This is a genomic window from Brevundimonas sp. FV1ye29L, assembly GCF_058681095.1.
The window spans coordinates 2,421,458-2,445,660 of record NZ_CM178730.1; the positions used below are offsets into that span (position 1 = coordinate 2,421,458).

The 24,203-nt window shown below is 68.4% G+C and carries 25 protein-coding genes; 18 read left to right on the plus strand and 7 right to left on the minus strand.

The genetic code is table 11. The features are described 5' to 3' along the window. Positions 1-11: 11 nt before the first annotated feature. A complete protein-coding gene (locus ACW17W_RS11785) occupies positions 12-1,586 on the minus strand; it encodes a sodium/sugar symporter (protein WP_492077089.1) in 1,575 nt (524 codons plus the stop codon). Positions 1,587-1,773: 187 nt separating this feature from the next. On the opposite strand from ACW17W_RS11785, the gene ACW17W_RS11790 reads away from it, so the two are divergent. The 5 genes from ACW17W_RS11790 (at position 1,774) to ACW17W_RS11810 (ending at position 6,779) form a co-directional block, all read left to right on the plus strand. After that, complete coding sequence (locus tag ACW17W_RS11790) at positions 1,774-2,547, plus strand: IclR family transcriptional regulator (protein ID WP_492077090.1); 774 nt, start codon at positions 1,774-1,776, stop codon at positions 2,545-2,547. Between the two features lie 120 nt (positions 2,548-2,667). Beyond that, complete coding sequence (locus ACW17W_RS11795) at positions 2,668-3,414, plus strand: SDR family NAD(P)-dependent oxidoreductase (protein WP_492077092.1); 747 nt, start codon at positions 2,668-2,670, stop codon at positions 3,412-3,414. Continuing rightward, positions 3,414-5,210: an IlvD/Edd family dehydratase gene (locus tag ACW17W_RS11800; RefSeq protein WP_492077093.1), complete on the plus strand. Its 1,797-nt coding sequence runs from the start codon at positions 3,414-3,416 to the stop codon at positions 5,208-5,210. Before ACW17W_RS11795 ends, ACW17W_RS11800 begins: the two co-directional genes overlap by 1 nt. Before the next feature lie 61 nt (positions 5,211-5,271). Further along, positions 5,272-6,156 carry a 2-dehydro-3-deoxygalactonokinase gene (locus ACW17W_RS11805; protein WP_492077094.1) on the plus strand — a complete coding sequence of 295 codons (885 nt, stop codon included), beginning with the start codon at positions 5,272-5,274 and terminating at the stop codon, positions 6,154-6,156. Further along, positions 6,153-6,779: a 2-dehydro-3-deoxy-6-phosphogalactonate aldolase gene (locus ACW17W_RS11810; RefSeq protein ID WP_492077095.1), complete on the plus strand. Its 627-nt coding sequence runs from the start codon at positions 6,153-6,155 to the stop codon at positions 6,777-6,779. The genes ACW17W_RS11805 and ACW17W_RS11810 overlap by 4 nt, the downstream gene beginning before the upstream one ends. 11 nt (positions 6,780-6,790) lie before the next feature. Here ACW17W_RS11810 and ACW17W_RS11815 read toward each other — a convergent pair whose 3' ends face one another. Continuing rightward, complete coding sequence (locus ACW17W_RS11815; protein WP_492077096.1) at positions 6,791-7,456, minus strand: fused DSP-PTPase phosphatase/NAD kinase-like protein; 666 nt, start codon at positions 7,454-7,456, stop codon at positions 6,791-6,793. Between the two features lie 146 nt (positions 7,457-7,602). Here ACW17W_RS11815 and ACW17W_RS11820 point away from each other — a divergent pair, with 146 nt between their 5' ends. From ACW17W_RS11820 to lpxK, 6 genes are read left to right on the plus strand one after another with little or no spacing between them, the layout of a single operon-like run. Beyond that, positions 7,603-7,770 carry a hypothetical protein gene (locus tag ACW17W_RS11820; RefSeq protein WP_492077097.1) on the plus strand — a complete coding sequence of 56 codons (168 nt, stop codon included), beginning with the start codon at positions 7,603-7,605 and terminating at the stop codon, positions 7,768-7,770. Positions 7,771-7,779: 9 nt separating this feature from the next. Further along, positions 7,780-8,385 carry a hypothetical protein gene (locus ACW17W_RS11825; protein ID WP_492077098.1) on the plus strand — a complete coding sequence of 202 codons (606 nt, stop codon included), beginning with the start codon at positions 7,780-7,782 and terminating at the stop codon, positions 8,383-8,385. A gap of 58 nt (positions 8,386-8,443) precedes the next feature. Beyond that, positions 8,444-10,282: an ABC transporter ATP-binding protein gene (locus ACW17W_RS11830; protein ID WP_492077100.1), complete on the plus strand. Its 1,839-nt coding sequence runs from the start codon at positions 8,444-8,446 to the stop codon at positions 10,280-10,282. Continuing rightward, positions 10,279-10,965, plus strand: a complete 687-nt coding sequence (locus ACW17W_RS11835; RefSeq protein WP_492077101.1) for a lysophospholipid acyltransferase family protein — start codon at positions 10,279-10,281, stop codon at positions 10,963-10,965. The genes ACW17W_RS11830 and ACW17W_RS11835 overlap by 4 nt, the downstream gene beginning before the upstream one ends. A gap of 7 nt (positions 10,966-10,972) precedes the next feature. After that, on the plus strand, positions 10,973-12,274 hold the full coding sequence (locus tag ACW17W_RS11840; RefSeq protein WP_492077103.1) for a 3-deoxy-D-manno-octulosonic acid transferase: 1,302 nt from the start codon (positions 10,973-10,975) through the stop codon (positions 12,272-12,274). Next, complete coding sequence (lpxK, locus tag ACW17W_RS11845) at positions 12,271-13,272, plus strand: tetraacyldisaccharide 4'-kinase (RefSeq protein WP_492077104.1); 1,002 nt, start codon at positions 12,271-12,273, stop codon at positions 13,270-13,272. Before ACW17W_RS11840 ends, lpxK begins: the two co-directional genes overlap by 4 nt. Before the next feature lie 98 nt (positions 13,273-13,370). Here the strand turns inward: lpxK and ACW17W_RS11850 are convergent, their stop codons facing one another. After that, the gene (locus tag ACW17W_RS11850) at positions 13,371-14,687 is read right to left on the minus strand and encodes a metal-dependent hydrolase family protein (RefSeq protein WP_492077106.1); all 1,317 of its coding nucleotides are present in this window, start codon (positions 14,685-14,687) and stop codon (positions 13,371-13,373) included. Between the two features lie 123 nt (positions 14,688-14,810). On the opposite strand from ACW17W_RS11850, the gene ACW17W_RS11855 reads away from it, so the two are divergent. Further along, a complete protein-coding gene (locus ACW17W_RS11855) occupies positions 14,811-15,524 on the plus strand; it encodes a murein L,D-transpeptidase catalytic domain-containing protein (RefSeq protein ID WP_492077107.1) in 714 nt (237 codons plus the stop codon). On the opposite strand, the gene purD is transcribed toward ACW17W_RS11855, so the two are convergent. Together purD and ACW17W_RS11865 are read right to left on the minus strand one after the other, a co-directional pair. Then, entirely contained in the window at positions 15,525-16,796 is a 1,272-nt protein-coding gene (gene purD / locus ACW17W_RS11860; RefSeq protein ID WP_492077108.1) for a phosphoribosylamine--glycine ligase, read from the minus strand. Positions 16,797-16,852: 56 nt separating this feature from the next. After that, the gene (locus tag ACW17W_RS11865) at positions 16,853-17,008 is read right to left on the minus strand and encodes a hypothetical protein (protein ID WP_492077110.1); all 156 of its coding nucleotides are present in this window, start codon (positions 17,006-17,008) and stop codon (positions 16,853-16,855) included. A 72-nt stretch (positions 17,009-17,080) separates the two neighbouring features. On the opposite strand from ACW17W_RS11865, the gene xseA reads away from it, so the two are divergent. The 3 genes from xseA (at position 17,081) to ACW17W_RS11880 (ending at position 19,596) form a co-directional block, all read left to right on the plus strand. Continuing rightward, complete coding sequence (gene xseA / locus ACW17W_RS11870) at positions 17,081-18,700, plus strand: exodeoxyribonuclease VII large subunit (protein WP_492077111.1); 1,620 nt, start codon at positions 17,081-17,083, stop codon at positions 18,698-18,700. 39 nt (positions 18,701-18,739) lie between these two features. Then, a complete protein-coding gene (locus ACW17W_RS11875) occupies positions 18,740-18,955 on the plus strand; it encodes a DUF2093 domain-containing protein (protein ID WP_492077113.1) in 216 nt (71 codons plus the stop codon). A gap of 107 nt (positions 18,956-19,062) precedes the next feature. Continuing rightward, entirely contained in the window at positions 19,063-19,596 is a 534-nt protein-coding gene (locus tag ACW17W_RS11880) for a response regulator (RefSeq protein ID WP_492077115.1), read from the plus strand. Here ACW17W_RS11880 and ACW17W_RS11885 read toward each other — a convergent pair. Further along, positions 19,515-20,504 carry a lysophospholipid acyltransferase family protein gene (locus ACW17W_RS11885; protein WP_492077117.1) on the minus strand — a complete coding sequence of 330 codons (990 nt, stop codon included), beginning with the start codon at positions 20,502-20,504 and terminating at the stop codon, positions 19,515-19,517. The two genes, ACW17W_RS11880 and ACW17W_RS11885, sit on opposite strands and share 82 nt — an antisense overlap. Next, positions 20,494-21,264: an SDR family NAD(P)-dependent oxidoreductase gene (locus ACW17W_RS11890; RefSeq protein WP_492077119.1), complete on the minus strand. Its 771-nt coding sequence runs from the start codon at positions 21,262-21,264 to the stop codon at positions 20,494-20,496. Before ACW17W_RS11890 ends, ACW17W_RS11885 begins: the two co-directional genes overlap by 11 nt. 226 nt (positions 21,265-21,490) lie before the next feature. Here ACW17W_RS11890 and tipF point away from each other — a divergent pair, with 226 nt between their 5' ends. Genes tipF through ACW17W_RS11905 form a run of 3 tightly spaced genes read left to right on the plus strand, consistent with a single transcriptional unit; the run spans position 21,491 to position 24,197 of the window. Further along, on the plus strand, positions 21,491-22,765 hold the full coding sequence (gene tipF, locus ACW17W_RS11895; protein WP_492077121.1) for a flagella assembly cyclic-di-GMP phosphodiesterase TipF: 1,275 nt from the start codon (positions 21,491-21,493) through the stop codon (positions 22,763-22,765). 45 nt (positions 22,766-22,810) lie between these two features. Next, positions 22,811-23,695 (plus strand): TIGR01459 family HAD-type hydrolase, encoded by an 885-nt coding sequence (locus tag ACW17W_RS11900; RefSeq protein WP_492077122.1) that lies wholly within the window; start codon positions 22,811-22,813, stop codon positions 23,693-23,695. 40 nt (positions 23,696-23,735) lie between these two features. Then, positions 23,736-24,197, plus strand: coding sequence for a MaoC family dehydratase (locus ACW17W_RS11905; RefSeq protein WP_492077123.1), 462 nt, complete (start codon positions 23,736-23,738; stop codon positions 24,195-24,197). Positions 24,198-24,203 lie beyond the last annotated feature (6 nt).

The following is a 24,203-nucleotide window of genomic DNA, read 5'->3' on the forward strand; positions in this document are numbered from 1 at the left end:
GTCCGGCGGCGTCACCACCAGATCGTATAGACAGCGATCAGGAAGGCGATGACCCCGGCCCCGGCGAGGTTGAAGCCGAGGGTGGTTTTGTAACTGACCCCGTCCAGCCGGATCCGCATCGTGCCGGCCTTGGGCGGGAACAGCAGCGACACGACGATGGCCGCGATCAGGGCCGCCACGAACACCACCCCCACCCGGTTCATGAACGGCAGGGTGAACAGGCCCGCGCTGTCCAGCCAGAACATGACGCCCGACAGGGCCACCCCGCCGATGGCCGCCGTCAGGGCGCCGGCCTCTGAAGCCCGCTTCCAGAACAGGCCGAGAATGAAGATCACCACGATCGAGGGGGTGAAGAAGCCGGTGAAGTCCTGGATGAACTGGAAGGCCTGGGAGAAGCCGCCCAGCAGAGGACGGGCCACAAGCATGCCGATAACCATGGCCACCACGGCGGCGATCCGGCCCACCATGACCAGATGGCCCTCGCTCATTCCCTTCCGCGCCTTGGCGTAGAGATCGAGGGTGAAGATGGTCGAGATCGAGTTCACCTTGGACGCCAGCGAGGCGATGATGGCGGCGATCAGGGCTGCGAACACCAGCCCCTTCAGACCGGCCGGGAGCAGGTTCATCATCGTCGGATAGGCCTGGTCCGGAGCGGACAGGTTCGGCGCCAGCACCAGCGCCGCCATGCCCGGCAGGACCACGATCACCGGCATCAACAGTTTCAGATAAGCAGCGAAGGCGATTCCCTTCTGGGCCTCTCCGATCGACTTCGCGGCCAGGGCCCGCTGGATGATGTACTGGTTGAAGCCCCAGTAGCTGATGTTCATGATCCACAGTCCGCCCAGCAGGACGGCGATGCCGGGCAGCTCCTTGTAGTGGGGATTGTCGCGCGACAGGATCATGTCGAACTTCTCGGGGAACTGGGTCATCAGGGTGGTGAACCCGCCCAGGGCGCCCGCCTCGCCGCCGATGCGGCCGAGGGCGATGAAGCCGATGATCAGGCCGCCGGCGACCAGCAGCGCCACCTGGACGATGTCGGTCAGGGCCACGGCCTTGAGCCCGCCCCACAGCTGATAGGCCAGGGCGAAGACCCCGATGGCGACGATGGCGTACATCTGGTCCAGACCCGTCACCGTCGAGACGGCGATCGACCCCAGCCAGAGGATCGAGGTCACGTTCACAAAGACGTAGAGCAGCAGCCAGAAGACGGCCATGACATTGCGGATGGTCGGCCCGTACCGCTGTTGCAGGAACTGCGGCATGGTGGCGATATCGTTGCGCAGGAAGATCGGCAGGAAATACTTGCCCACGATCAGCAGGGTCAGGGCCGCCATCCACTCATAGGAGGCGATGCCCAGTCCGATCACATAGCCGGATCCCGACATGCCGATGATCTGTTCGGCCGAGATGTTGGCCGCGATCAGCGAGGCGCCGATGGCCCACCACGGCAGGTTCCTGGACGCCAGAAAATAGTCGGTGGATGTCTTTTTCGCCCCTGCCTTGTCGCGCGAGACCCACTGGGCGAGCCCGAAGACGGCCAGTCCGTAGACGACCAGGATGGCGATATCGATGCTGGACAGTGACATGGCGCCGCCCCCTCCCCTGTGGTTGCGTCCCGACGGCCGGTTCCGGCTTCTGGAGGGGTCAGGCTATGACAGGCCGGAAGCGTCGGTCAACGATTTTTCATATGTGCGTTCGGTTTCACGGATGGTAGAGGCCTTGTGTTGCGGCGCCGGGCGAGAGCGTCGTGTTGCCCTTGCTGATGAGGCCGAGATGACCGTTCAACAGGACACCGACGACCGCAAATACCGCGCGCCCGCCCTCGAAAAGGGTCTCGACGTTCTGGAGCTGCTCGCGGCCCATGGCGGGGCCATGACCCTGTCCCAGATGTCGGCGGACCTGGGGCGATCCGTCAGCGAACTGTTCCGGATGATCCAGGTCCTGGAGTTCCGCCGCTATATCGAACTGTCCCCGGCCGGCTACCTCCTGACCAATCGTCTGTTCGCCCTCGGCCTGGCCCAGGCCCCGGTCAAGTCGCTGGTCGAGGCCGCCCTGCCCTATATGCGCGAACTGTCCGCGCTGACGGTCCAGTCCTGCCATCTGGTGGTCCAGACCGAGGAGCAGATCGTCGTCGTGGCGCGGATCGAGGGGCCGGGGGATCTGGGCTATTCCGTCCGCCTCGGCTACCGCCGCAACGTCATCGACGCCAGTTCCGGCCTCATCTTCTATGGCTGCGGTTCGGAACACACGCGCGCCCGGCTGCGCGAGCGGCTGACCGCCCTGCACGGCAAGACCCGCGTCGCGGACTATATCAAGCGGGCGGAACAGGCCGGCGCCCAGGGCTATGTCCGCCGTGAGAGCGACTTCGTAAAGGGCGTGACCGATCTGGTCGCCCCCATCATGGGCGCCGACAGCATCATCGCCACCCTGATCACCCCCTATATCCAGCGCACCCCTCCGGTTTGCGACGTCGATACAGCCCTGCAGCACCTGCGGGCGGCGGCCGTCGCAATCTCGACGGAAATGGCCGCCGTGTCCCAGGCCTGAGGCCGCGCTCCCGCTCGCAGGGGCCGGGGCGGATACGGCGCCCTTGCGGTGGCGCGTTTTCGCTGACACTATATCTTTCACAAATAAAACCAATCAGGCCGCCGATGGCGTGGGAGTTTCATGGCCATCTATCCTGATCTTGACGGCAAGGTGGTGATCGTCACGGGGGGCGCAGGCGGGATCGGGGAAGCGATCACCCGCGCCTTCGCCGCCCAGGGCGCGCGCGTCGGCGTGCTGGATCTCGACGTCGCAAGAGGCGAGCGGCTGCAGGCTGAACTGGGCGATGGCGTCCGTTTCGTCGCCTGCGACGTGACCGATATCCCCGCCCTGAAATCCGCCATCCAGACGGTGCGCGACGCCTTCGGCCCTGTCGACGGCCTGATCAACAACGCCGCCCACGACGAGCGCCACCAGACGCTCGAAGTCACCGAGGCCTATTGGGACGGACGGATCGCGGTCAATCTCAAACACCAGTTTTTCGCCGCCCAGGCCGTGCTGCCGGACATGATGGCGCGGGGCTCAGGCTCCATCGTCAACCTGGGCTCCTGCTCCTGGATCATCGGACAGGGCGGAATGGCGGCCTATACGGCGTCCAAGTCGGCGGTCCTGGGCCTGACCCGATCGCTGGCCCGCGATTTCGGCGAACATGGCGTGCGCGTCAATGCCGTCGCCCCGGGCTGGATCATGACCGAGCGCCAGCTTGAGCTGTGGGTCACACCCGAAACCGAAAAGAGCATCTACGAGAACCAGTGCCTGAAACGCAGGCTGGTCCCCGATGATGTGGCCCGGGTGGTGGTCTTCCTCTGTTCGGAAGACGCCTCGGCCATCACCAACCAACACCATATCGTCGACGGCGGCTGGAACTGATGTCTGATACTCCCAAGAAGCCCCTCCGCTCGCGCGCCTGGTTTGACAATCCGGAAAACCCGGACATGACGGCCCTGTATCTGGAGCGGTATCTGAACTACGGGCTGACGCTGGAGGAGCTGCGCTCGGGCAGGCCGATCATCGGCATCGCCCAGACCGGTTCGGACCTCAGCCCCTGCAACCGTCACCATATCGAACTGGCCAGACGGGTGCGCGAGGGCATCCGCGAGGCCGGCGGCATCGCCATGGAGTTTCCGGTCCATCCCATTCAGGAGACCGGCAAGCGGCCGACGGCCGGGCTGGACCGCAACCTGGCCTATCTGGGTCTGGTCGAGCTGCTGTACGGCTATCCGCTGGACGGCGTGGTCCTGACCATCGGCTGCGACAAGACCACCCCCGCCTGTCTGATGGCGGCCGCGACGGTGGACATCCCGGCCATCGCCCTGTCGGTCGGGCCCATGCTGAACGGCTGGCTGAAGGGCGAGCGGATCGGCTCGGGCTCCATCATCTGGACCGCGCGCGAGATGATGGCGCGGGGCGAGCTGGACTATGAGGGCTTCATCGACCTGGTCGCCACCTCGGCGCCCTCGGTCGGCTACTGCAACACCATGGGCACGGCCACGACCATGAACTCGCTCGCCGAGGCCCTGGGCATGTCCCTGCCCGGTTCGGCCGCCATTCCCGCCCCCTATCGCGAACGGCCCCAGGCCGCCTATCTGACCGGCAGGCGGATCGTGGACATGGTCCATGAGGACCTGAAGCCCTCCGACATCCTGACCCCCGACGCCTTCCACAACGCCATTGTCGTCAACTCGGCCATCGGCGGCTCGACCAACGCCCCGGTCCACATCACCGCCCTGGCCCGCCATGTCGGCCTCGACCTGCCGTTGCAACAGTGGGAGGACGTCGGCCACGCCGTGCCCCTGCTGGTCAATCTCCAGCCCGCCGGCAAATACCTCGGCGAGGACTATTATCAGGCCGGCGGCGTCCCCGCCGTGGTCAACCAGCTGATGGGCGCGGGTCTGATCCGCGAGGACGCCCTGACCGTCAACGGCCGGACGATCGGTGAAAACTGCGCCGGCAAGGACATCATCCTTCCCGACGTCATCCGCACCTTCGACGCCCCCCTGATGGCCGACGCCGGCTTCCTGGTGCTCAGCGGCAATCTGTTCGACGGCGCCATCATGAAGACCAGCGTCATCGCCGCCGAGTTCCGCGACCGCTATCTGTCCAACCCCGACGACCCCAATGCCTTCGAGGGTCCGGCCGTCGTCTTCGATGGTCCGGAAGACTATCACCACCGCATCGACCAGCCGGACAACGGCATCACCGAACAGTCGATCCTGTTCATGCGCGGCGCCGGTCCCATCGGCTATCCGGGGGCCGCCGAGGTGGTCAATATGCGCCCGCCCGCCCACCTGCTGGCCCGGGGCGTCACCGCCATGGCCTGTATCGGCGACGGTCGCCAGTCCGGCACCTCGGGCTCGGCCTCCATCCTGAACGCCTCGCCCGAGGCGGCGGCCGGCGGCAACCTGGCCCTGCTGAGGACCGGCGACCGGGTCCGCATCGACCTCAACGCCCGCACCGTCAACGCCGACCTGTCGGAAGCGGAGTTCGCCGAACGCCGCGCCGCCCTCGAGGCCGCCGGCGGCTTCGCCTTCCCCCCGTCACAGACCCCCTGGCAGGAGATGCAGCGCGCCGCCGTCGGCCCCCTCTCCACCGGAGCCGTCCTCGAACCCGCCGTCAAATACCACCGCATCATCGACCGCTTCGGCAATCCGAGAGACAACCACTGACGACGCGCACAGAATGAAGACCGCCCCGGGACGCCGCGCGGCCAACGCAGCAGGCCGCTCAATGAATGAAGCCGCCGTCATCGGGATCGACTGGGGCACCACCAACCTGCGGGGCTGGCTGCTCGACGCCGGGGGCGAAGCCCTCGACGCGCGGACCTCGGATGAGGGCATGGGCGGACTGGCGACAGACGCCTTCGCTCCCGCCCTCGCCCGTCTGACGACCGGATGGCCGGCCCTGCCGGTCCTGGCCTGCGGCATGGTCGGGGCGCGTCAGGGCTGGATCGAGGCGCCCTATGTGACCGCCCCGGCCTCGGCCGCCGCCCTCGCCGCCGCCCTGATCGCCGCGCCCGACCGACCCGATGTCTTCATCGTCCCCGGGGTGGCGATCCGCGATGCCGACGGCGGTCTGGTCGATGTCATGCGCGGCGAGGAGACCCAGGCCGCCGGCATGCCGGCTACCGGGGACCAGTTGCTGATCTGCCCCGGCACCCATGCCAAATGGATCCGGACCGGCCCGTCCGGCGTGGAGGACTTCATGACCTTCATGACCGGCGAGCTGAACGCCCTTCTGGGCCGCCAGTCGGTGCTGAGACATGCCGTCGGCGGCGAGGCGACGCCCGGCCCGATTTTCCGTCAGGCTGTCGACGAGATGCTGGCCGGCGCCGCCCTCAGCGCGGCCCTGTTCTCGGTCCGTGTCGGGTCGCTGGACGGCCGGCTGTCGCCCGGTGACGCCGCCTCCCGCCTGTCCGGTCTGGTCATCGGCGCCGAGATCGCCGCCGGCCTGGCCCGCTTCGGCCGCCGTCCCGTCTCCATCATCGGCGACGACCGTTTGACGCCCTTCTACGCCACGGCCCTCGCCGAAGCCGGCTTCACCGGGATCGAGGTCGTCGACGGCGCCTCGGCCGTCCGCCGGGGCCTGGCCCGCATCTGGAGCGCCCGACCATGATCCACCCCCACCTCGACGCCCTGCCCATGATCGCCATCCTGCGCGGCGTCACCCCCGAGGAGGTCGTCAGCATCGGCGAGGCGCTGTATGACGCGGGCTTCCGCTGTCTGGAGGTCCCGCTCAACTCGCCCCGGCCGCTGGAGAGCATCGCCCGGCTGGCGGAGCGTTTCGGCGATGGGATGCTGGTGGGCGCCGGCACGGTCCTGAACCCGACGGCCGTCGATGAGGTCGAGGCGGCGGGCGGACGGATCATCATCTCGCCCAACGCCAATCCGCAGGTCATCGCCCATGCCCGGACGCGCGGCCTGATCTCCCTGCCGGGCGTCTTCACCGCGACCGAGGCCTTCGCCGCCCTCGATGCCGGCGCCCACGGGCTGAAACTGTTCCCGTCCGAAATCGCCGGAACCGCCGGGCTGAAGGCCCTGAAGGCCGTTCTGCCGGCAGAGATCCCCGTCTATGCCGTCGGCGGCGTCGATCCGTCCTCGGTCCAGACCTGGCGAACCGCCGGCGCCGACGGCTTCGGCATCGGCTCGGCCCTGTATCGCCCGGGCGTCAGCGTCGAGGACGTCGCCGGCCGCGCCCGGGCCTTCGTCGCCGCCTGGACCGCGTCCGGCCCGGGCTGAGACCCCGGACCCTACTCCCGCCGTAACAGCCGGTCGGTCAGGATCGTGCCCCACCATCCGGCCTTGAACTCGGCCCGGATCGCCTTCGGGTCATAGTCCGGACTGTCGACCCATTCGAGCAGGCTGAGACCCGTCGGCTCGACGACATTGACGTATTTTTCGACGAAATGGTCCAGCACCCCGGTCATTCCCTCGCGGTGGTGCAGATACTTTTTCGACAACTGCGCCATGGCGACCGACATCGGCTCGCCCAGATGGAAATGGCGATAGAAGACCGCCATCAGCCCCGCCCGGTCGGCGCCGGACTTGCAGTGGATCAGCACCGGATACTCGATCGTCTCGAACAGCCGCTTCGCCCGGTGGACCCGCGCCGCATCCGGCGCATCGCGCGAATCCAGCGGCGCATCGATCAGGGTCAGCCCCAGCCGCTCGCAGGCGTCTTTCTCCAGCGCGTAGTAGGCCTCGTCCCGCGCCCCGCGCAGATTGATGACGGTCCGGATCCCTTGCGACTTCCAGTACGCCAGCTGTCGCGGCGACGGCTGGTTGGTCCGGACCAGGTCCGGCCCCAGCCAGTGGGCGTTCATGAACCACCGCCTCAGAAAGGCATGGTCCCCCCAGACATAGTCCCAATGGGCCCTGAACCGTCCGCCCGGGGTGCTGAGATCGTAGCGCGCCATGGGCGGGAGATAGCGGCTTGAGCCGCACACGTCACGCCTGGACCCTGATCCGCGCATTTGGCGAACCCCTGCCCCGGAACGTGATTTGAATCGGCGTTCCCTACATGCAACAGTTGTGCGTGTAGAACCGGACTGGAGACTCGCGGGTGACCAATACTCAGCGCAATCAGGCGATCCAGACCTTGATCCGCGACTACACGACCAAAATCACAGCAACGCCGAAATCGGCGCGTGAGGCCCTGATCAAGGAGGGCATCTACACCCCCAAGGGCAATCTGAAGGCCGAGTTCGGCGGGCGCGGCGCCAGAAAATAGGTCGCCGCCTTGGGTCGGCTCTCCACGGGATTTGTTCTCGGCTACCACGGCTGTAGCAGGGACGTCGCCCAGACGGCGGTCAACGACGGCGCAGCGATCCTGCAAAGTACGCGAAACTATGACTGGCTCGGTCCCGGAGCGTATTTCTGGGAAGGAGACGCCGTTAGGGCCCGCGAGTGGGCGGAATGGAAGGTCGCTCGAGGCGCGTATCAGGAGGCTTGCGTCATCGGCGCGGTGATCGATCCAGGAAACTGCCTCGATCTGGCGTCGCGTCGAGACCTTGAGCTGGTCCGCGAGGCGCATGAATCGTTCGCCGAGGCACAGGCCCTCGCAGGTCTGCCGATGCCGGAAAACCGGGCGGCCCCCAATGACGAAAACGAGGATCGCATCCTGCGATTTCTGGACTGTGCTGTCCTGCGCCATCTTCATGAGATCATCGAATCGCAACCGCGACAGACTCGTCTCATTGATCCGTTCGATACGGTTCGCGGCGCCTTCCCGGAGGGCGGGCCGCTGTTTGAGGGCAGCAAGATCATGCAGAAGACGCACGTTCAGATCGCGGTTCGCACACCTGGTTCCATCAAGGGCATCTTCTGGCCGCGCGGCGCCGATTAGGCCTCCGCCTTGACCGCCCAGCCTTGACTTCCCACCCGGTCCGTCCGACCTCCCCCCGATGACGCTCCCCGCCGATCACAAGGAACGAGAGACCTTGCGTCCGCTTCTGGCGCGGATCTGGCGCGACTATCTCTCGCATCACAAGTCGGCCCTGTTTACATCGATGCTATGCGCCGCCGTGGCCGGCATCAGTACGGCGACGGTCCTGCAACTGTTGCGGCCCGCCATCGACGGCATGTTTCTCGCCCAGCCGGTGACGGTGGCCGGCCTGTTCGTCGTCGCGCCACAGGATGCCCTCCTCGCCATTCCCGCCATCATCGTCGGCCTCGCCCTGATCGGGACGGTGGCGGCCCTGGGACAGGCGGCCCTCGTCAACCGGCTGGGCCATGGCATCGTTGGCGACATCCAGGTGCGGCTGTTCGGGGCCATGATCCGCGCCGACCTGGCCCGTCTGCGCAGCCAGCATTCCGGGGCCTTCGTCTCCAGCGTCCTGTTCGACGCCAACCTGGTCCGTGAGGCCTTCACCAACGGCGTGGTCAACTATACCCAGCACGGCCTGACCCTGATCGCCGTCCTGTCCTATATGGCCTGGCTGGACTGGCGCCTGACCTTGATCGTCCTGCTGGGCGCGCCCCTGATCGCCCTGGTGCTCCGGCGCTTCGGCAAGCGGGTGCGCAAGGCCACCACCGGGGCCATGGTCGAGACCAGCAACCTGTCGACCGCCCTGATGGAGAACCTCGACGGGGTCCGTCTGATCAAGATCGAGAATCGCGAGGCCGCCGAGCAGACACGCGTGGCCGGGGTCGTCGCCCGTCGCCAGCGCCATGTGATCAAGTCCGCCGACTCCAGAGCCTTCGCCGGACCCTTTTCCAATCTTGTCGCCATGGTCATCGTCGCTGCGGTGATGGCCTATGCCGGCTGGCAGGCGCGCAACGACCAGATGACCATCGGGGCCTTCGCCGCCTATGTCGCCCTGCTGATGTCCGCCGGCCAGTCCCTGCGTCAGGTCACCAATCTCCAGACGGTCATGGCCGAGGGGCTGACCGCCGCCCGCCGCCTGTTCGAGGCCCTGGATATCCAGCCCGAGATCCGCGAGGCGCCCGACCCGGCGCCGGCGCCCGACGGCCCCCTGACCGTCGGCCTCGATCACGTCAGCTTCGCCTATGCCCCGACGGCCGAGGGCGGCGCCCCGACCCTGTCCGACGTCTCCCTGACCGTCGAGCCCGGCGAGACTGTGGCCCTGGTCGGCCCCTCGGGCGGCGGCAAGTCCACCATTCTCAGCCTGCTGCCGCGCTTCTACGACATCACCGCCGGCGCCGTGACCCTGAACGGGCGCAATGTGCGTGAACTGAAGCTGCACGACCTGCGCGACCGCATCGCCCTGGTCACCCAGGAGCCCTTCCTGTTCGACGACACCATCGCCGCCAATATCGCCTATGGCCGCCCCGGCGCGACCCGCGACCAGATCGAGGCCGCCGCCGCCGCCGCCGCCGCCCATGACTTCATCGCCGCCCTGCCGGAGGGCTACGAGACCCGGGCCGGCGAGGCGGGCCTGCGGCTGTCGGGCGGTCAGCGCCAGCGCATCGCCATCGCCCGCGCCTTCCTCAAGGACGCCCCCATCCTGCTGCTCGATGAGGCCACCAGCGCCCTGGACACCGAGAGCGAGGCCCAGGTCCAGGCCGCCCTCGAACGGCTGATGCAGGGCCGGGCCACCCTGATGATCGCCCACCGCCTGTCCACCGTCATGAACGCCGACCGCATCTATGTCATCGAGGCCGGCCGGGTGGTCGAGACCGGCCGCCACGCCGAACTCGTCGCCCGGGGCGGTCTCTATGCCCGGCTGGCGAAACAGCAGTCGCTGGACGGCGAGCCCGTCACGGTCACGACCGTCGCATGAGGCCGTTGCGCAACCCGGTCATCCAGACCGTCATGGCCAATCTGCTGGCGGCCTGGATGCGATTCTGCGTGGCCACCATCCGCTGGACGCGCGAGAACGAGGCCGTGGCCGAACAGGTCTGGGCCGACGGCGGACCGGTCATCTGCCTGTTCTGGCATTCGCGCATCAGCCTGACCCCCGCCTGCTGGCCCCATCATCGCGCCCAGGAGGTTCGGGCCATCGTCTCCCTGTCGCCCGACGGCCAGTTCATCGCCCGCGCCATGGGCAAGGTCGGCTTCCCGTCCATTCGCGGCTCCTCGGCCAACAAGGACAAGGCCGACCGCGCGAAAGGCGGATCGGCCGCCCTGCGCGACGCCCTGCGCCAGTTGCGCACCGCCGGCGTCGCCGTCACGCCCGACGGCCCTCGCGGCCCCATGCGCCAGATGGGCGACGGGGTGGCGGTCATGGCGAAATTGTCGGGCGCTCCGGTCCTGTTCATCGGCCTGTCGTGCCGCCCGGCGATCCGGTTGGGCAGCTGGGATCGCGCCGTCCTGCCCCTTCCCTTCGGTCGCGGCGCCATCGTCTGGGATATCGACCGCTATCCCGAAGGCCTGTCGACCGATGAGGTCACCGTTCGCTGGACCGACCGGCTCACCGCCGTCGAGGCCCGCGCCGATGAATTGACCGGGCTGGAACGGATTTGAGCGCCCGATGCTGAGCCCGGCTCTCGCCCTCTATCGTCTGGTCACCCGACTGCTGGAGTCCCTGGCGCCGCGGCTGCTCGACCGACGTGCGGCCCGCGGCAAGGAAGACCCCGTCCGCGTCGACGAACGGCTGGGCCTCGCCGGGATGGACCGGCCCGGGGGCGACCTCGTCTGGCTGCACGGCGTCAGCGTGGGCGAGACCCTGTCACTGCTGCCGCTGGTCGAGCGCTTCCGGCGCAGTCGCCCGGACCTGACCCTTCTGGTCACCTCCGGCACCGTCACCTCCGCCGACCTGCTCGCCCGCCGACTGCCGCCCGGGGTGATTCATCAGTATGCGCCCGTCGACGGCCCCGTCGCCGTCGCCGCCTTCCTCGACCACTGGCGGCCCTCGCTCGGCGTCTTCGTCGAGAGCGAACTCTGGCCCAACCTGCTGCTGGCGGCCCGGGCGCGCGGGGTGCGACTGGCCCTGGTCAGCGCCCGCATCACGGAAAAGACGGCCAAGGGCTGGTCCCGCGCGCCCGGCATGGCGCGGCGACTGCTCTCTGGCTTCGACCTTGTCCTGCCCCAGGACCCGACCTCGGCCGACCGGCTGACCGGTCTGGGCGCCCGCGTCGACGGCCTGGTCAATCTCAAGCTCTCGGGCGAGCCCCTGCCCCATGACGCCGCCGCCTTCAGCCGCCTCAGCGCCGCCATCGGCGACACCCCGGTCATCGTCGCCGCCAGCACCCATGAGGGTGAGGAGATCGCCTTTACCCGCGCCCTCGACGTCCTGCCGACCCGCGGCCTGCTGATCCTCGTCCCCCGCCATCCCGAGCGCGGCCCGGCGATCGCGGCGGCCCTCGAACAGGCGGGCTATCAGGCCGGCCTGCGCTCGCGCGGCGACGCCCTGAGCGGGGACAGCGGCGTCCATGTCGCCGACACCCTGGGCGAACTGGGCCTGTTTCTGCGGCTGGCCGATGTCGTGATCATGGGCGGCAGTTTCGCCCCGGCGCTCGGGCTCGATCCCGTCGGGGGCCACAATCCGCTGGAGCCCGCCCGCCTCGGCAAGCCCGCTGTCACCGGGCCGGACGCCTCCAACTGGCAGTCGGTCGCCGCCCTGTTGCGTGACGCGAACGGTCTCCGGATGGTCGCGGCCGTCTCCGACCTGCCGGCCGCCATCGCCCCCCTGCTGGCCGATCCCGCCGCCGCCCGGACCATGGGCGACCGCGCCCGCCGCGCCGCCGTGGACGCCGGCGCCGGCCTCGACCGTCTGTGGGAAACCCTGACGCCCCTCCTGCCCCCTGCGGGGAACCGGAGCGGCCGGCCGTGAAGCTCAACACCCCCCGCTGGTGGTACGAACGCGACAGCAGCCACGCGCGGGTGACCCGCTCCATGCTGAAGCCCGCCTCATGGCTCTGGGCCGCCGTCACTGCCCGTCGGATCGCCCGCGCCACGCCCTTCGATTCGGGCGTCCCGGTCATCTCCATCGGCAATCTGACCGTGGGCGGGTCGGGCAAGACCCCGGTGGCGCGCGAGGTCCTGCGCCTGCTGCACCGCGCCGGCGTCCCCGCGCACGCCCTGTCGCGCGGCTACGGCGGTCGGCTGGAGGGCCCGGTCCGCGTCGATCCCGCCGTCCACGCCGCCGCCGACGTCGGCGACGAACCCCTGATGCTGGCGCAGGGGTCGCCCGCCTGGATCGCCCGGGACCGGGTGCTCGGCGCCCGCGCCGCCGTGGACGCCGGCGCCCCGGCCCTGGTCCTCGACGACGCCCACCAGAACCCGGCCCTGAAGAAGACGCTCAGTCTCGTGGTCGTGGACGGCGAGACCCGCAACGACGAATGGCCCTTCGGCGACGGCGGGGTCTTCCCCTCCGGGCCGATGCGGGAGCCGCTGAAGGCCGGCCTGGCCCGCGCCGACGCCGTCGTCATCCTGCTCCCCACAGATGTAGACGCCGTCGATCCCGAACTGGTCGCGACCTTCGGCGCCCTGCCGGTCTTCATCGCCCGCCTGACCGCCGACGGTCCGCCGCCGCCCGGCCCCCAAGTCGGTTTCGCCGGCATCGCCAAGCCGTGGAAGGTGGAACGCAGCCTGATCGCCGCCGGCGCCGACCTGAAGGACTTCGTCCCCTTCCCCGACCACGCCGAACTGAAGCCCGCCGATCTCGCCTTCCTCGCCGACCGGGCGGCGCTCTACAACGCCGGGCTGGTCACCACCGAAAAGGACTGGGTGCGCCTGCCCCCGGACTGGCGCGCCCGCGTGACCGCTTGGCCCGTCCGCGCCGTCTTCGAAGACGAAACGGGCGTCACCAGACTACTCACCAACGCCTGAACCTCACCTCTCCATGCGCGCAGGCGCATGGAGAGGACAGACGCCGCAAGGCGTCAGGCGGGGTCCCGGGTCAGCACGATCACTGGCCGCCTCTGGTCTCAATCCCGCCGGAACACCTCTCCGCCCTTCATCACGAAGCGCACCCGCTCCAGCTCGGTCACGTCCGTCAGCGGATCGCCCGAAACCGCGATCAGGTCGGCGGGCATGCCGGGCGCCAGCCTCCCGGCCTCATTCGCCAGCCTCAGGTGCTGCGCCGCATTGACGGTCGCGGTCTGGATCGCCTCGATCGGCGTCAGCCCCGCCCGGACCAGCAGGGCGAACTCTCCGGCGTTGTCGCCATGGGCCGAGACCCCGCTGTCGGTGCCGAAGGCGATCCGCACCCCGCCCTCATGCGCCCGGCGCGCCATGTCCAGCATCTTCGGCCCCGCCTCCAGCGCCTTGGCGGTCTGGGACGGGGTGAAAAAGTTGTCGGGCCCGGAGGCGATCCGCGCCACGAAATCCCCGGCCATCAGGGTCGGCACCAGCCAGACGCCCTCGCGCCTCATCAGGCGGATCGAGTCGTCGTCCAGATATGTGCCGTGTTCGATCGAGTCGCCCCCGGCTCTCAGGAAGCTGTTGATGCCGTCCGCCCCGTGGGCGTGGGCGGTCACCTGTCGACCCATCCGGTGCGCCGCCTCGACGATCGCGGCCAGTTCGGCGTCCGAAAACTGCTGACCCAGACCCGCCGCCGTATTGGACAGCACCCCGCCCGTGGCCGTGATCTTGATGATGTCCGCGCCGGACCGCACCTGCAGCCGCACCGCCCGCATGCAATCCTCGGGGCCCGAGCAGATGTTCTCGCCCGAGAACAGGTGCATGACGTCCTCGCGATAGCCGTTGACGTCGCCGTGGCCGCCGTGGATCGACACGCCCGATCCCGCCGCGATGATCCGGGGGCCGGGCACATCGCCGCGCGCCACCGCCCCGCGCAGGGCGAAGATCGCCTCGTTGCTGGCGCCCAGATCGGCCACGGTGGTGAAGCCCGCCATCAGGGTGCGTCGGGCGTAACGCGCGCCGACCATCGCCTCGTCGGCATTGGACAGGGTGACGCCCTCCAGCCGTGAATTGGGGTTCTGCTCCCCGGTCAGATGCACATGGCTGTCGATCAGTCCGGGCAGGACGAAGGCGGAGCGCAGATCGACGACATCGCCATCGCCGACGAACCCGTCGCGCACCTCGACGATCCGGTTCCCTCTGATCACGAGAGTTTTATCGTGCTTCACAAGGCCCGTCGCCGGATCATCCAGAAGCCGCCCCACTTGCACGAACGTGGTTCGCCCCTCAGGCGAAACCGGCGTCGTGCCGGGGGTTTGCGCGGTCGTTGTTCCTGCAAGGCTCAGCCCCGCCAGCGCCGCAATCCATGCCCAGGCCTTCATCATCCACCCCTTGCTGCTCGAGTTCACCATACCGAACAAATGCTTCCCGCATAGGCGAAGGTTGAAACCCGTGTCCCGATCAGGGACAAGGCGTCTTCGGGGACAATCAGATTGAGGCGCGGCATGCAGCTTTCGAGAGACGGTCTTTCGCGCAGGGGCCTCATCATCGGCGGATCCGCCCTTCTGGCGGGCTGTGCGACCGGCCAGGTCGTCACGCCCTCCACGGCCCTTCTCGCAGAAACCCTGCCCCTTCCGCCGACGCCCCCATCGCCGCGTATCCAGGCCGCACAGACCTTCGCCGCCCCGCCTCCGCTCGATCCCTATCGGCGGGTCCGTCCGGATCTCATGCAACGCGCCATGGCCGCGCTCGACATCCACCACCGCCGTGTCCCGCTGCGCGACCGGATGTATATTGTCGATTTCCAGAAATTCTCCGGCGAGGAGCGGCTGTTCGAGGTCGACCTCTACTCCGGCCAGGTCACGGCCTTCCGCACCAGCCACGGCCGCGGGTCCGACCCCCAGCATTCGGGCTATGCCCGCAACTTCTCCAATACCCCCGACAGCTACATGTCCTCTGTCGGCGCCTACGCCACCGCCGGCGCCGGCTGGGGCGCCCAGCAAGGGCCGAACGTCCTGCTGGACGGGCTGGAGTATTCCAACGACCGGGCCCGGGACCGCGCCATCATCGTCCACGGCGCCGACTATGCCGACCCCGACTTCCTGGCGCGTGAGGGCAAGCTGGGCCGCAGCTACGGCTGCTTCTCCACCGCCCACACCGACCTGCCGATGCTGCGTGAACGCATGGGCGAGGGCCGGCTGTTGTTCGCCTTCGCCTGACTACCGGTTCAGCGCCCGCCAGCCGATGTCGGTCCGGCAGAAGCCGCCGGGCCAGTCGATGGCCGCCACCGCCGCATAGGCCCGCTCCCGCGCCTGTTCGATGTCGTCGCCCTCGGCGCAGACGCTCAGCACCCGGCCGCCCGCCGCCGCCAGCTGGCCGTCATCCCGCCGCTTCGTCCCGGCATGGAAGACCTGGACGTGCGGACCGAAGTCCTGTTCTGCGCCACGAATGATAGAGCCCTCCAGCGGGCTGTCGGGATAGCCCCGTGCCGCCATGACAACGCAGATCACGGTCTGTGGTTTGAACACCGGCGGCGGCAGGTGGCTGACGTCGCCGCGCGCGCAGGCCAGCAGATAGGGCACGATGTCGCCGTCCAGCCGCATCATCAGCACCTGGCATTCGGGATCGCCGAACCGGGCGTTGAACTCCACCACCTTCGGCCCGTCCGCCGTCATCATCAGCCCGACGTAAAGCACTCCGCGATAGGGGACGCCCTCTGCGGCCATGCCCCTCAGCGTCGGCTGGATCACCATCGCATCGGCGGTCGCGATCACGGCGTCCGACAGGATCGGCGCCGGCGAATAGGCGCCCATGCCGCCGGTGTTCGGGCCGGTGTCGCCGTCGAAGGCGCGCTTGTGGTCCTGGGCCCCGCCGATCAGCACCGCCTGATGACCGTCGCACAGGGCGAACAGGGAGCCCTCCTCCCCGTCCATAAACTCCTCGATCACGACCCGGGCGCCGGCCTCGCCGAACCGGCCGCCCAGCATCCGCTCGATCTCGGCCTCGGCGTCGGCCCGGTCCGGGCTGATGGCCACGCCCTTGCCTGCCGCCAGCCCGTCGGCCTTGATCACATAGGGCGGCTGGAACCGGTCCAGCGACGCCTTGGCCGAGACTGCATCCTGATGCACGCCATAGCCGGCGGTGGGAATGTTGTGGCGCTGCAGAAAGGCCTTGGAGAAGGCCTTGGAGGTTTCCAGCTGCGCCGCCTTCGCCGTCGGTCCGAAACAGGGAATGCCCATCTCCGCCAGCCGGTCGGCCAGTCCGGCCGCCAGGGCCAATTCCGGTCCTACCACCACTAGATCAGCGTGGATTTCGCGGGCCAGCGCCGCCAGCCCCTCGGCGTCGTCGGCCTTGACCGGGCGCTGCTCGCCCAGCGTTTCCATGCCCGGGTTTCCGGGCGCGATGACCAGCCGTCGCAACAGGGGCGACCGGGCGATTTTCCAGGCCAGGGCGTGTTCGCGGCCGCCGGAACCGACAAGCAGGATGTTCATGCCCGCCGAATGACGGGGTCATGCCGCCGGGTCAAGCATCGACCGCCCTCGCCGTCTCACATGAGGGCTGAAACGACATAGACCCCGATCCCCAGCAGGACGATGGCGCCGATCACCAGCCAGAGACTGACAGCCGGCGCATCGGCGCCGCGCTGCAGATCGCGCTCGCGCGGGTCACGGTCATCGGGATCGGTATCGAGGGGATCGGCCATATCCAACCAACGGACCGCGTCGCAGCCCGTTCCGCCCTTCGCATCCCGCCGGGTTTGGCCCTAGATGGGGCGATGAGCGACGACTCCTACATTTTTGAAGGCGCGGCTGAGCCCGGCGCAGCGACCCGCGACAACAACCCGCCGCAGTCGGTTTCCGAACTGGCCTTCGCCCTGAAGCGCACGCTGGAGGACCGGTTCGGTCACGTCCGCCTCCGGGGTGAAATCTCCAAGGTCAATCACCACGCCTCCGGCCACGTCTATCTGACGCTGAAGGACGACAAGGCGGCCATCGACGGCGTGGTCTGGAAGGGCTCGGTGCGCGGCCTGGGCGTGCGACCCGAGGCGGGGCTCGAGGTCATCGTCACGGGCAGGATCACCTCCTACCCGGCGAGGTCGTCGTATCAGATCGTCATCGAATCGATGGAGGCGGCGGGCGCCGGGGCCCTGCTGGCCCAGCTGGAACGGCTGAAGGCGAAACTGCACGGAGAGGGCCTGTTCGCCCCGGCCGGCAAGCAGGCGATTCCGGCCTTTCCCGCTGTAATCGGGGTGATCACCAGCCCGACGGGCGCCGTGATCCGCGACATCCTGCACCGCATCGCCGAGCGCTGGCCGTGCCGGGTCATCGTCTGGCCGGTCGTCGTTCAGGGCGAGGCCGCAGCCGGCCAGGTCGCCAACGCCATCCGCGGCTTCGACGCCCTGGAGGGCGCCGGCCCCATCCCCCGACCCGAGCTGCTGATCGTGGCGCGCGGCGGCGGCTCGGTCGAGGATCTGTGGTGCTTCAACGACGAAGACCTGGCCCGCACCGTCGCGGCGGCCCGCATCCCCATCATCTCCGCCGTGGGGCATGAGACCGACACCACCCTGATCGACTTCGTCTCTGACCGGCGGGCGCCGACGCCGACCGGGGCGGCCGAGATCGCCACCCCGGTTCTGGCCGACCTGCGGTTCGCCGTCTCCGACCTGGACCGGCGGCTGTATCGCGCCGGCGCCCGGTTGCTGGATGATCGCCGGACACGGCTCCGGGCCGTCACGCGCGGCCTGCCGGCCCGGCCGGAAGAGCTGGTCGCCATGGCGCAGCAGCGGCTGGACCACGCCTCCAGCCGCCTGGCCTCCGGCCTCAACCGCAACACCGCCCTGCACGAGCGGCGGCTGGCGACGGCCGGCGGCCGCTTCGGGCGCGGGCTTCTCGACCGGGCGATCGAGCGACGCGGCGACCGCCTTGCAGGGTTGGCGGCGCGTCTCGCCTCCGGCCTGCATCGCAATACAACGGTTCACGACCGCCGGCTCGCCGCCGTCGGCGCACAGTTCTCGAGCAGCCTGCTGCAACGCGCCATCGATCGCCGACAAGACCGACTGGACGGGGCCGGCGTCCGGCTGACGCCGCCGGTCCTCAACAGGCTGGACCGAAGCCGGGACCGGCTGGCGGGCCTGTCTCGCGCCCTCAACAGCCTGAATCCCAGGACGCCGAAGCCGGGATTCGCCCGGATTGACGACGCCGCTGGCCGGATGATCGCCTCGGCGGCCGACCTTTCAGCCGGTCAGGCGGTCAGCCTCGTCTTTCCTGACGGGACGCGGGGCGCCCGCATCGATGGCGGCGAGACGCCGATCGCCGAAGGATCAAGGGCGCCGGTCGCGCCCCGGGCTGTCGCCCGTCCGAAAGCCGCCCCGGTCGATCAGGGCGACCTGTTCTGACCTCTCGCGCGCGTAGCGTCCGCGCACTATACTACGCCCATGACCCTGACCGATCCCCATGGCGAGGCCGCCGCCCTCCATTTCGGCGACGGCGAGTTCGCCATCCTGAAACCCGGCGGCCATGTCGTCTGTGCTGTCTCCGGTCGCAGGATTGCCCTGCCCGTGTTGCGCTACTGGTGTCCAGAACGGCAGGAAGCCTATGCTGGCCCGAACGAATTTATGGCACAGATGCAAAGGAACCGTGTCAGCGAGTAGACGTTGCGGGGCAACTGCGGGGAAATCATTTGGACAGCTTGGGCGCCTATGCGCGCATGAGCTGTTCTGATAGTGCGGCTCGCGCGAAAGCTGGATCAGAACAACCTATGCCAGGCCTGCAATCGGTCAACGTCCTCCTGATCGACGACAATCAGCATATGCGCGCGATTGCGTCCGCCATCCTGCAGTCTGCGGGCATCCGCAATATACGGGAAGTCGCCGACGGCGCAGCCGGCCTTGACGCCCTGCGCGAGGCGCCCGTCGATCTGGCCATCGTCGATTTCAACATGTTCCCCCTGGACGGGGTTGAGTTCACCCGCCTGGTGCGCAACAGCCCCGACAGCGCCAACCCCTATCTGCCCATCATCATGATGACCGGCCATTCGGAACGCAGCCGCGTGACTGAGGCGCGGGACGCCGGCGTCAACGAGTTTGTAGCCAAGCCGATCACCGCCAAGGCAATGTTCGACCGGATCAAGGCGGTGATCGTGAACCCCCGCCCCTTCATCAAGGCGGACAGCTACTGCGGACCTGACCGTCGGCGCCAGCGCCCGGGAAGCTACAAGGGCCCGTTTCTCCGGTCGACGGACACCACCGGGATGACGGCCGCATCAGGCGGGGCCGAGGGGGCCAGGGCCTGATAGACCCGGTCGGGCCACCGCCGGTGGACCCAGAACCAGTCCACGGGATGCTCCCGCACCCGATCCTCGACGAACCGGTTGGCCGCCTGAATACCGGCCAGCACGGCTTCAGCTCGATCGCCTGAATCGGCGACGGCGATCGGCGCGTGCGCCGTCACCCGAAACCGGACGCCCGGCAGACGGACCACCGACAGGGGCTGCATCACCGTGCCGAACTTCAGGGCCAGCCGCGCGGCGCCTGGAGAGGCGTTCACCGGATGGCCGAAGAACTCGACCTCCGGCCCCTGGCTGTATTTCTGATCGACCAGCAGGGCGATGGAATCGCCGCGCTTCATCCCCGCCATGAGCTCGCGCGTCCCGTCGCCCTTGGGCGCGAACAGGCGGATTCCGTAGCGCTCCCGGCTCTTGCGGATCAGGGCGTCCACATGCGGGTTGTTGGCCGCGCGATAGGTGACCTGACACGGTATGCCCGCCGCCATGATGACGGCGGCCATGACCTCGAAATTGGCCAGGTGGCCCGAGATCAGCACCACCGGCCGGCCGCTGTCGCGAATGGCGTGGAGCCGGTCCAGACCCACCACCTCAATTCGCCCGCCCTCGGGCGTCAAACGGTCCATGACGGCCAGTTCGGCGAAGGTCCGGCCCGTCTGGTCCCATTGATCCAGCGCCAGTCGCTCGCGCTCGTCCGGGTCCATGTCGGGAAAGGCGATCAGAAGGTTGCGGCGGACGGTGCGGTGGGTTCCCGTAAGAGGCCCCAGGGCCCGCAACAGGCGGCCGCCAAAGCCCGAGGCGCGCTCGACCCCGAGCAGACGCAGAAAGGCGAACAGCGTGACAAACGCGGCCGCCTCTATCCGCCAGACGATCCTCTGGCCAAGGCCCGGACCCCGTCTGTCGCCGTCACCAGGCAATCGTCAACCCGCCGTCCACCACCAGGGTCTGGCCGTTCACATAGGACCCCGCCTTCGAGCACAGATAGACGGCCGTGCCGGCGATCTCGTCCGGCTGGCCGATGCGCTTCATCGGATTCGGCTCCACCGTCGCCTTCAGAACCTCCTCGTTTTCCCACAGATAGCGGGCGAAATCGGTCTGGATCAGGCCGGGCGCGATACAGTTGACCCGCACGTTCGACGGTCCCCACTCCACCGCCAGATTGCGCGCCAGCTGCATGTCCGCCGCCTTGGAGACATTGTAGGCCCCGATCAGGGCATTGCCGCGCAGGCCGCCGATCGACGAGATGATCACGATCGCCCCGTCCTTGCGCTCCAGCATCTGGGGCGCGACCATCTGGGTCAGCCAGTGATTGGCCAGCACATTGTTGTGGAAGATCTTCTCGAACTGCTCGTCGGCGATCCCCGCCATCGGCCCGGCATAGGGGTTGGACGCCGCGTTGCAGATCAGGATGTCGATCTGGCCGAAGGCGGCATTGGTCTCGTCGACCAGCCGCTGCAGATCCTCCTTCGCCCCGATGTTGGCCGGGATGGCGATGGCCCGACCCTCGCCATATCGGCTGTTGATCTCTGCAGCGACCTCATCGCACGGCCCCGCCTTGCGCGAGGAGATCACCACCCGTGCCCCGTGTTCCGCCAGCCGTTCAGCAATGGCCTTGCCGATGCCCCTGGACGAACCGGTGACGATGGCGACCTTGCCGCCCAGATCAAACAACTCCATGCGTCTTCTCCCTGCCCGGGCTGGACCGGGACGATGTCTGGTGTTTGTCTCCAGATACGCCCGGCGCGCGCGTCAGGACAACGCTGACGCCACGTCATGCCGCGCTTTTTTGTCCCTCATCCCCGCCATCGTCCCGGAGATAGACACTAGCGGTCGGAGCGCGAACATCGGATACTCCCTCGATTCCACCGGGGCGGAATTCGGCCGCTCCCCCTGACGGACGCCCATGCGCACCCTGACGACCGGCATATTGTTCTTCGGTTACGTCTTTCTGGCGATGACGGTCGGCGCCTTCGTCTGGCGGCTGGGTCTGGGCGTGGGTCCGGCCTTCGCCTCCACCCTCGGCGCGCTGGGGATCATCGGCGTGACGCACCAGATGCTGACCGGCGCCGGCCACCGCCGCGCGCTCAGGACCGAAATCGCCCATGTGCGTGAGGCGCACCGGCTTCTCGCCGACGCCATGGAGGCGCAGCAAACCACTCTGGGCGAACTGGCCGAGGCGATCCAGGCCGGCGCCCTGAACACCACCGAGGAACTGACCGGCGAGGTCCGCATCCTCGAGGGGCTGATCCAGCAGATGAGCGAGTCGATCGACGAACGTCTGCGGATCGTCCCGATGGCCGCTCCCGACAGTCTGGAAAGCCGCCATCGTCACCAGTCCAACCTGCTGCTCCAGACCGTCCATGATGCGCTGAGCGAGAATCGCGTCGATCTCTACCTCCAGCCTGTCATGTCCCTGCCGCAGCGGCGGACGGTCTTCTACGAGAGCTTCACCCGTCTGCGTGACGCCACCGACCGGGTCATGATGCCTGCGGAATATCTGTCCATCGCCGAGGGCGAAGGGCTGGTCCCGGCCATCGACAATCTGCTGCTGTTCCGCTGCGCCCAGATCGTGCGGCGGCTGGCGCGGCAGGACCGCAAGGTCGGCGTCTTCTGCAATGTCGCCCTGTCGTCGCTCGGCGACGAGACCTTCTTCCCGCAATTTCTCGACTTCCTGAGCCAGAACCGCGACCTGAACCAGGCCCTGATCTTCGAACTGGGCCAGGCCACCTTCGATGCCCGGGGCGCGGTCGAGGCCCGCAACATGGCGCGACTGGCGGATCTCGGCTACCGGTTCTCGATCGACAAGGTGCAGACCCTGGACCTCGATTTCGCGGATCTCCAGCGGTCGGACGTGCGCTTCATCAAGGTGGCGGCGGACCTGTTGATCGAACAGCTGCTGGACATCGACGGCGCCGCGCCCCTGCCCTCCCTGCCCGATATCCAGGCGGCCGACTTCGCCGGATTGACCCGCCGCTACGGCATCGAGGTCATCGCCGAAAAGGTGGAGAGCGAACGGCAGGTCGTCGACATTCTGGAACTCGACGTCGCCCTGGGCCAGGGCCATCTGCTGGGCGAGCCCCGCGCCATCAAGGAACAGGTGCTGGCCGAGACCGATCCGCCCGCCGATTTCGTTCGCTCGACCTTGCTCAGCGCCGAACGCCGCCGCCGTCACGGGTAGTCCGGTGCAGGTGACTCGTGTCGCCGGTATCGCTACACCCCCTGCATGACCCTCCCCCATGCCCTGACCGGTCTCGGCGACATCGCCGGCGACTATGACATCCTGCTCTGCGACGTCTGGGGCGTGATCCACAATGGCCGGGAAAGCTGGCCGGCGGCCTGCGAGGCTCTGGCCCGCTTCAACCGCGAGCCGGGGGCCTGCGGCCCCCGCCATGTCGTCCTGATCTCCAACTCACCGCGGCCGGCTTCGGACGTTGTCGCCCAGCTGGACGGCCTGGGTGTGCCGCGCGAGAGCTGGAAGGCCTTCGTCACCTCTGGCGACGCCACGCGGATGGAACTGGCCCGACGGGCGCCGGGGCCCGCCTGGATCATTGGTCCGGATCGCGATGAGCCCCTCTATGCCGGGCTGAACCTGACGCGAACCGCCGCCGCCGCCGACGCCGCCTTTCTGTCCGTGACCGGCCTCTATGACGACACGTCCGAGACGCCCGAAGACTATCGCGACCGGCTGATCCCGGCCGTCGACGCCGGGCTGGAGCTGATCTGCGCCAACCCCGACCGCATCGTGCAGCGCGGCGACCAGATCATCTATTGCGGCGGCGCCATCGCCGACCTCTATGAGGCCATGGGCGGCCGGGTCGTGATGGCGGGCAAGCCCTTCGCTCCGATCTACAAGCTGGCGCTGGATGAGGCCGAACGACTGCTGGGCCGGCCCGCAGACCGTTCGCGCGTCCTGTGCATCGGCGACGGCGTGGTGACGGATGTTCTGGGCGCCAATGAACAGGCGCTGGATTGTCTCTTCATCGCCCAGGGCATCCACGGCGACGCCGCCAAGGGCCCCGACGGCCGGCTGGACCCCGCCCGCGCTGCGGACTTGCTGAAGGCGGAAACCACCTACGCCCGCTACGCCGCCCTGGACCTGGTCTGGTAGAATCGTTGGCCAAACGGGCGCTTCAGGGTTAAGCAGCCGCATGGTTGAACTGGTCCAGCAACACCCTTCGGGCGGCTATATCCTCGAGGAACTCCACGTCGGCATGCGCGCCGAGAAACCGGTGCTGGTCACGGAAGACCGCATCGGCCAGTTCGCCGAAGCCTCGGACGACTTCAACCCTGTGCACATGGACGAGGCCTTCGCCTCGAAAACCGCCTATCGCGGCCGCATCGCACACGGCCTGCTGTCGGCCTCTTTCGGCTCGGCGGTCGTCGGCACCATCCTGCCCGGCGCCGGCGCCATCTACCTCAGCCAGACCCTGTCGTTTCACCGGCCGGTGCGGATCGGCGACACGGTCATGGCCCGGATCACCGTCTCGGCCGTCGACGAGGCGTCTGCGCGGGTTGTCCTGAGCTGCGAGGGCTATGTCGGTGACGACCTGATCATGGATGGCGAGGCCACTGTGCGGGTGCCCCGCCGTCGACGCCCCGCCCGGGACTAAGGCGAT

Coding starts and splice junctions, on each gene's coding strand:
- ACW17W_RS11830 (WP_492077100.1), top strand. CDS start 8,444: ATGACGCTCCCCGCCGATCACAAGGAACGAGAGACCTTGCGTCCGCTT.
- tipF (WP_492077121.1), top strand. CDS start 21,491: ATGCGCACCCTGACGACCGGCATATTGTTCTTCGGTTACGTCTTTCTG.
- ACW17W_RS11875 (WP_492077113.1), top strand. CDS start 18,740: ATGACCCTGACCGATCCCCATGGCGAGGCCGCCGCCCTCCATTTCGGC.
- ACW17W_RS11880 (WP_492077115.1), top strand. CDS start 19,063: ATGCCAGGCCTGCAATCGGTCAACGTCCTCCTGATCGACGACAATCAG.
- purD (WP_492077108.1), bottom strand. CDS start 16,796: ATGAACATCCTGCTTGTCGGTTCCGGCGGCCGCGAACACGCCCTGGCC.
- ACW17W_RS11855 (WP_492077107.1), top strand. CDS start 14,811: ATGCAGCTTTCGAGAGACGGTCTTTCGCGCAGGGGCCTCATCATCGGC.
- ACW17W_RS11865 (WP_492077110.1), bottom strand. CDS start 17,008: ATGGCCGATCCCCTCGATACCGATCCCGATGACCGTGACCCGCGCGAG.
- ACW17W_RS11905 (WP_492077123.1), top strand. CDS start 23,736: ATGGTTGAACTGGTCCAGCAACACCCTTCGGGCGGCTATATCCTCGAG.
- ACW17W_RS11785 (WP_492077089.1), bottom strand. CDS start 1,586: ATGTCACTGTCCAGCATCGATATCGCCATCCTGGTCGTCTACGGACTG.
- ACW17W_RS11810 (WP_492077095.1), top strand. CDS start 6,153: ATGATCCACCCCCACCTCGACGCCCTGCCCATGATCGCCATCCTGCGC.
- ACW17W_RS11890 (WP_492077119.1), bottom strand. CDS start 21,264: ATGGAGTTGTTTGATCTGGGCGGCAAGGTCGCCATCGTCACCGGTTCG.
- ACW17W_RS11835 (WP_492077101.1), top strand. CDS start 10,279: ATGAGGCCGTTGCGCAACCCGGTCATCCAGACCGTCATGGCCAATCTG.
- ACW17W_RS11795 (WP_492077092.1), top strand. CDS start 2,668: ATGGCCATCTATCCTGATCTTGACGGCAAGGTGGTGATCGTCACGGGG.
- xseA (WP_492077111.1), top strand. CDS start 17,081: ATGAGCGACGACTCCTACATTTTTGAAGGCGCGGCTGAGCCCGGCGCA.
- ACW17W_RS11800 (WP_492077093.1), top strand. CDS start 3,414: ATGTCTGATACTCCCAAGAAGCCCCTCCGCTCGCGCGCCTGGTTTGAC.
- ACW17W_RS11805 (WP_492077094.1), top strand. CDS start 5,272: ATGAATGAAGCCGCCGTCATCGGGATCGACTGGGGCACCACCAACCTG.
- ACW17W_RS11840 (WP_492077103.1), top strand. CDS start 10,973: ATGCTGAGCCCGGCTCTCGCCCTCTATCGTCTGGTCACCCGACTGCTG.
- ACW17W_RS11815 (WP_492077096.1), bottom strand. CDS start 7,456: ATGGCGCGCTACGATCTCAGCACCCCGGGCGGACGGTTCAGGGCCCAT.
- ACW17W_RS11850 (WP_492077106.1), bottom strand. CDS start 14,687: ATGAAGGCCTGGGCATGGATTGCGGCGCTGGCGGGGCTGAGCCTTGCA.
- ACW17W_RS11900 (WP_492077122.1), top strand. CDS start 22,811: ATGACCCTCCCCCATGCCCTGACCGGTCTCGGCGACATCGCCGGCGAC.
- ACW17W_RS11790 (WP_492077090.1), top strand. CDS start 1,774: ATGACCGTTCAACAGGACACCGACGACCGCAAATACCGCGCGCCCGCC.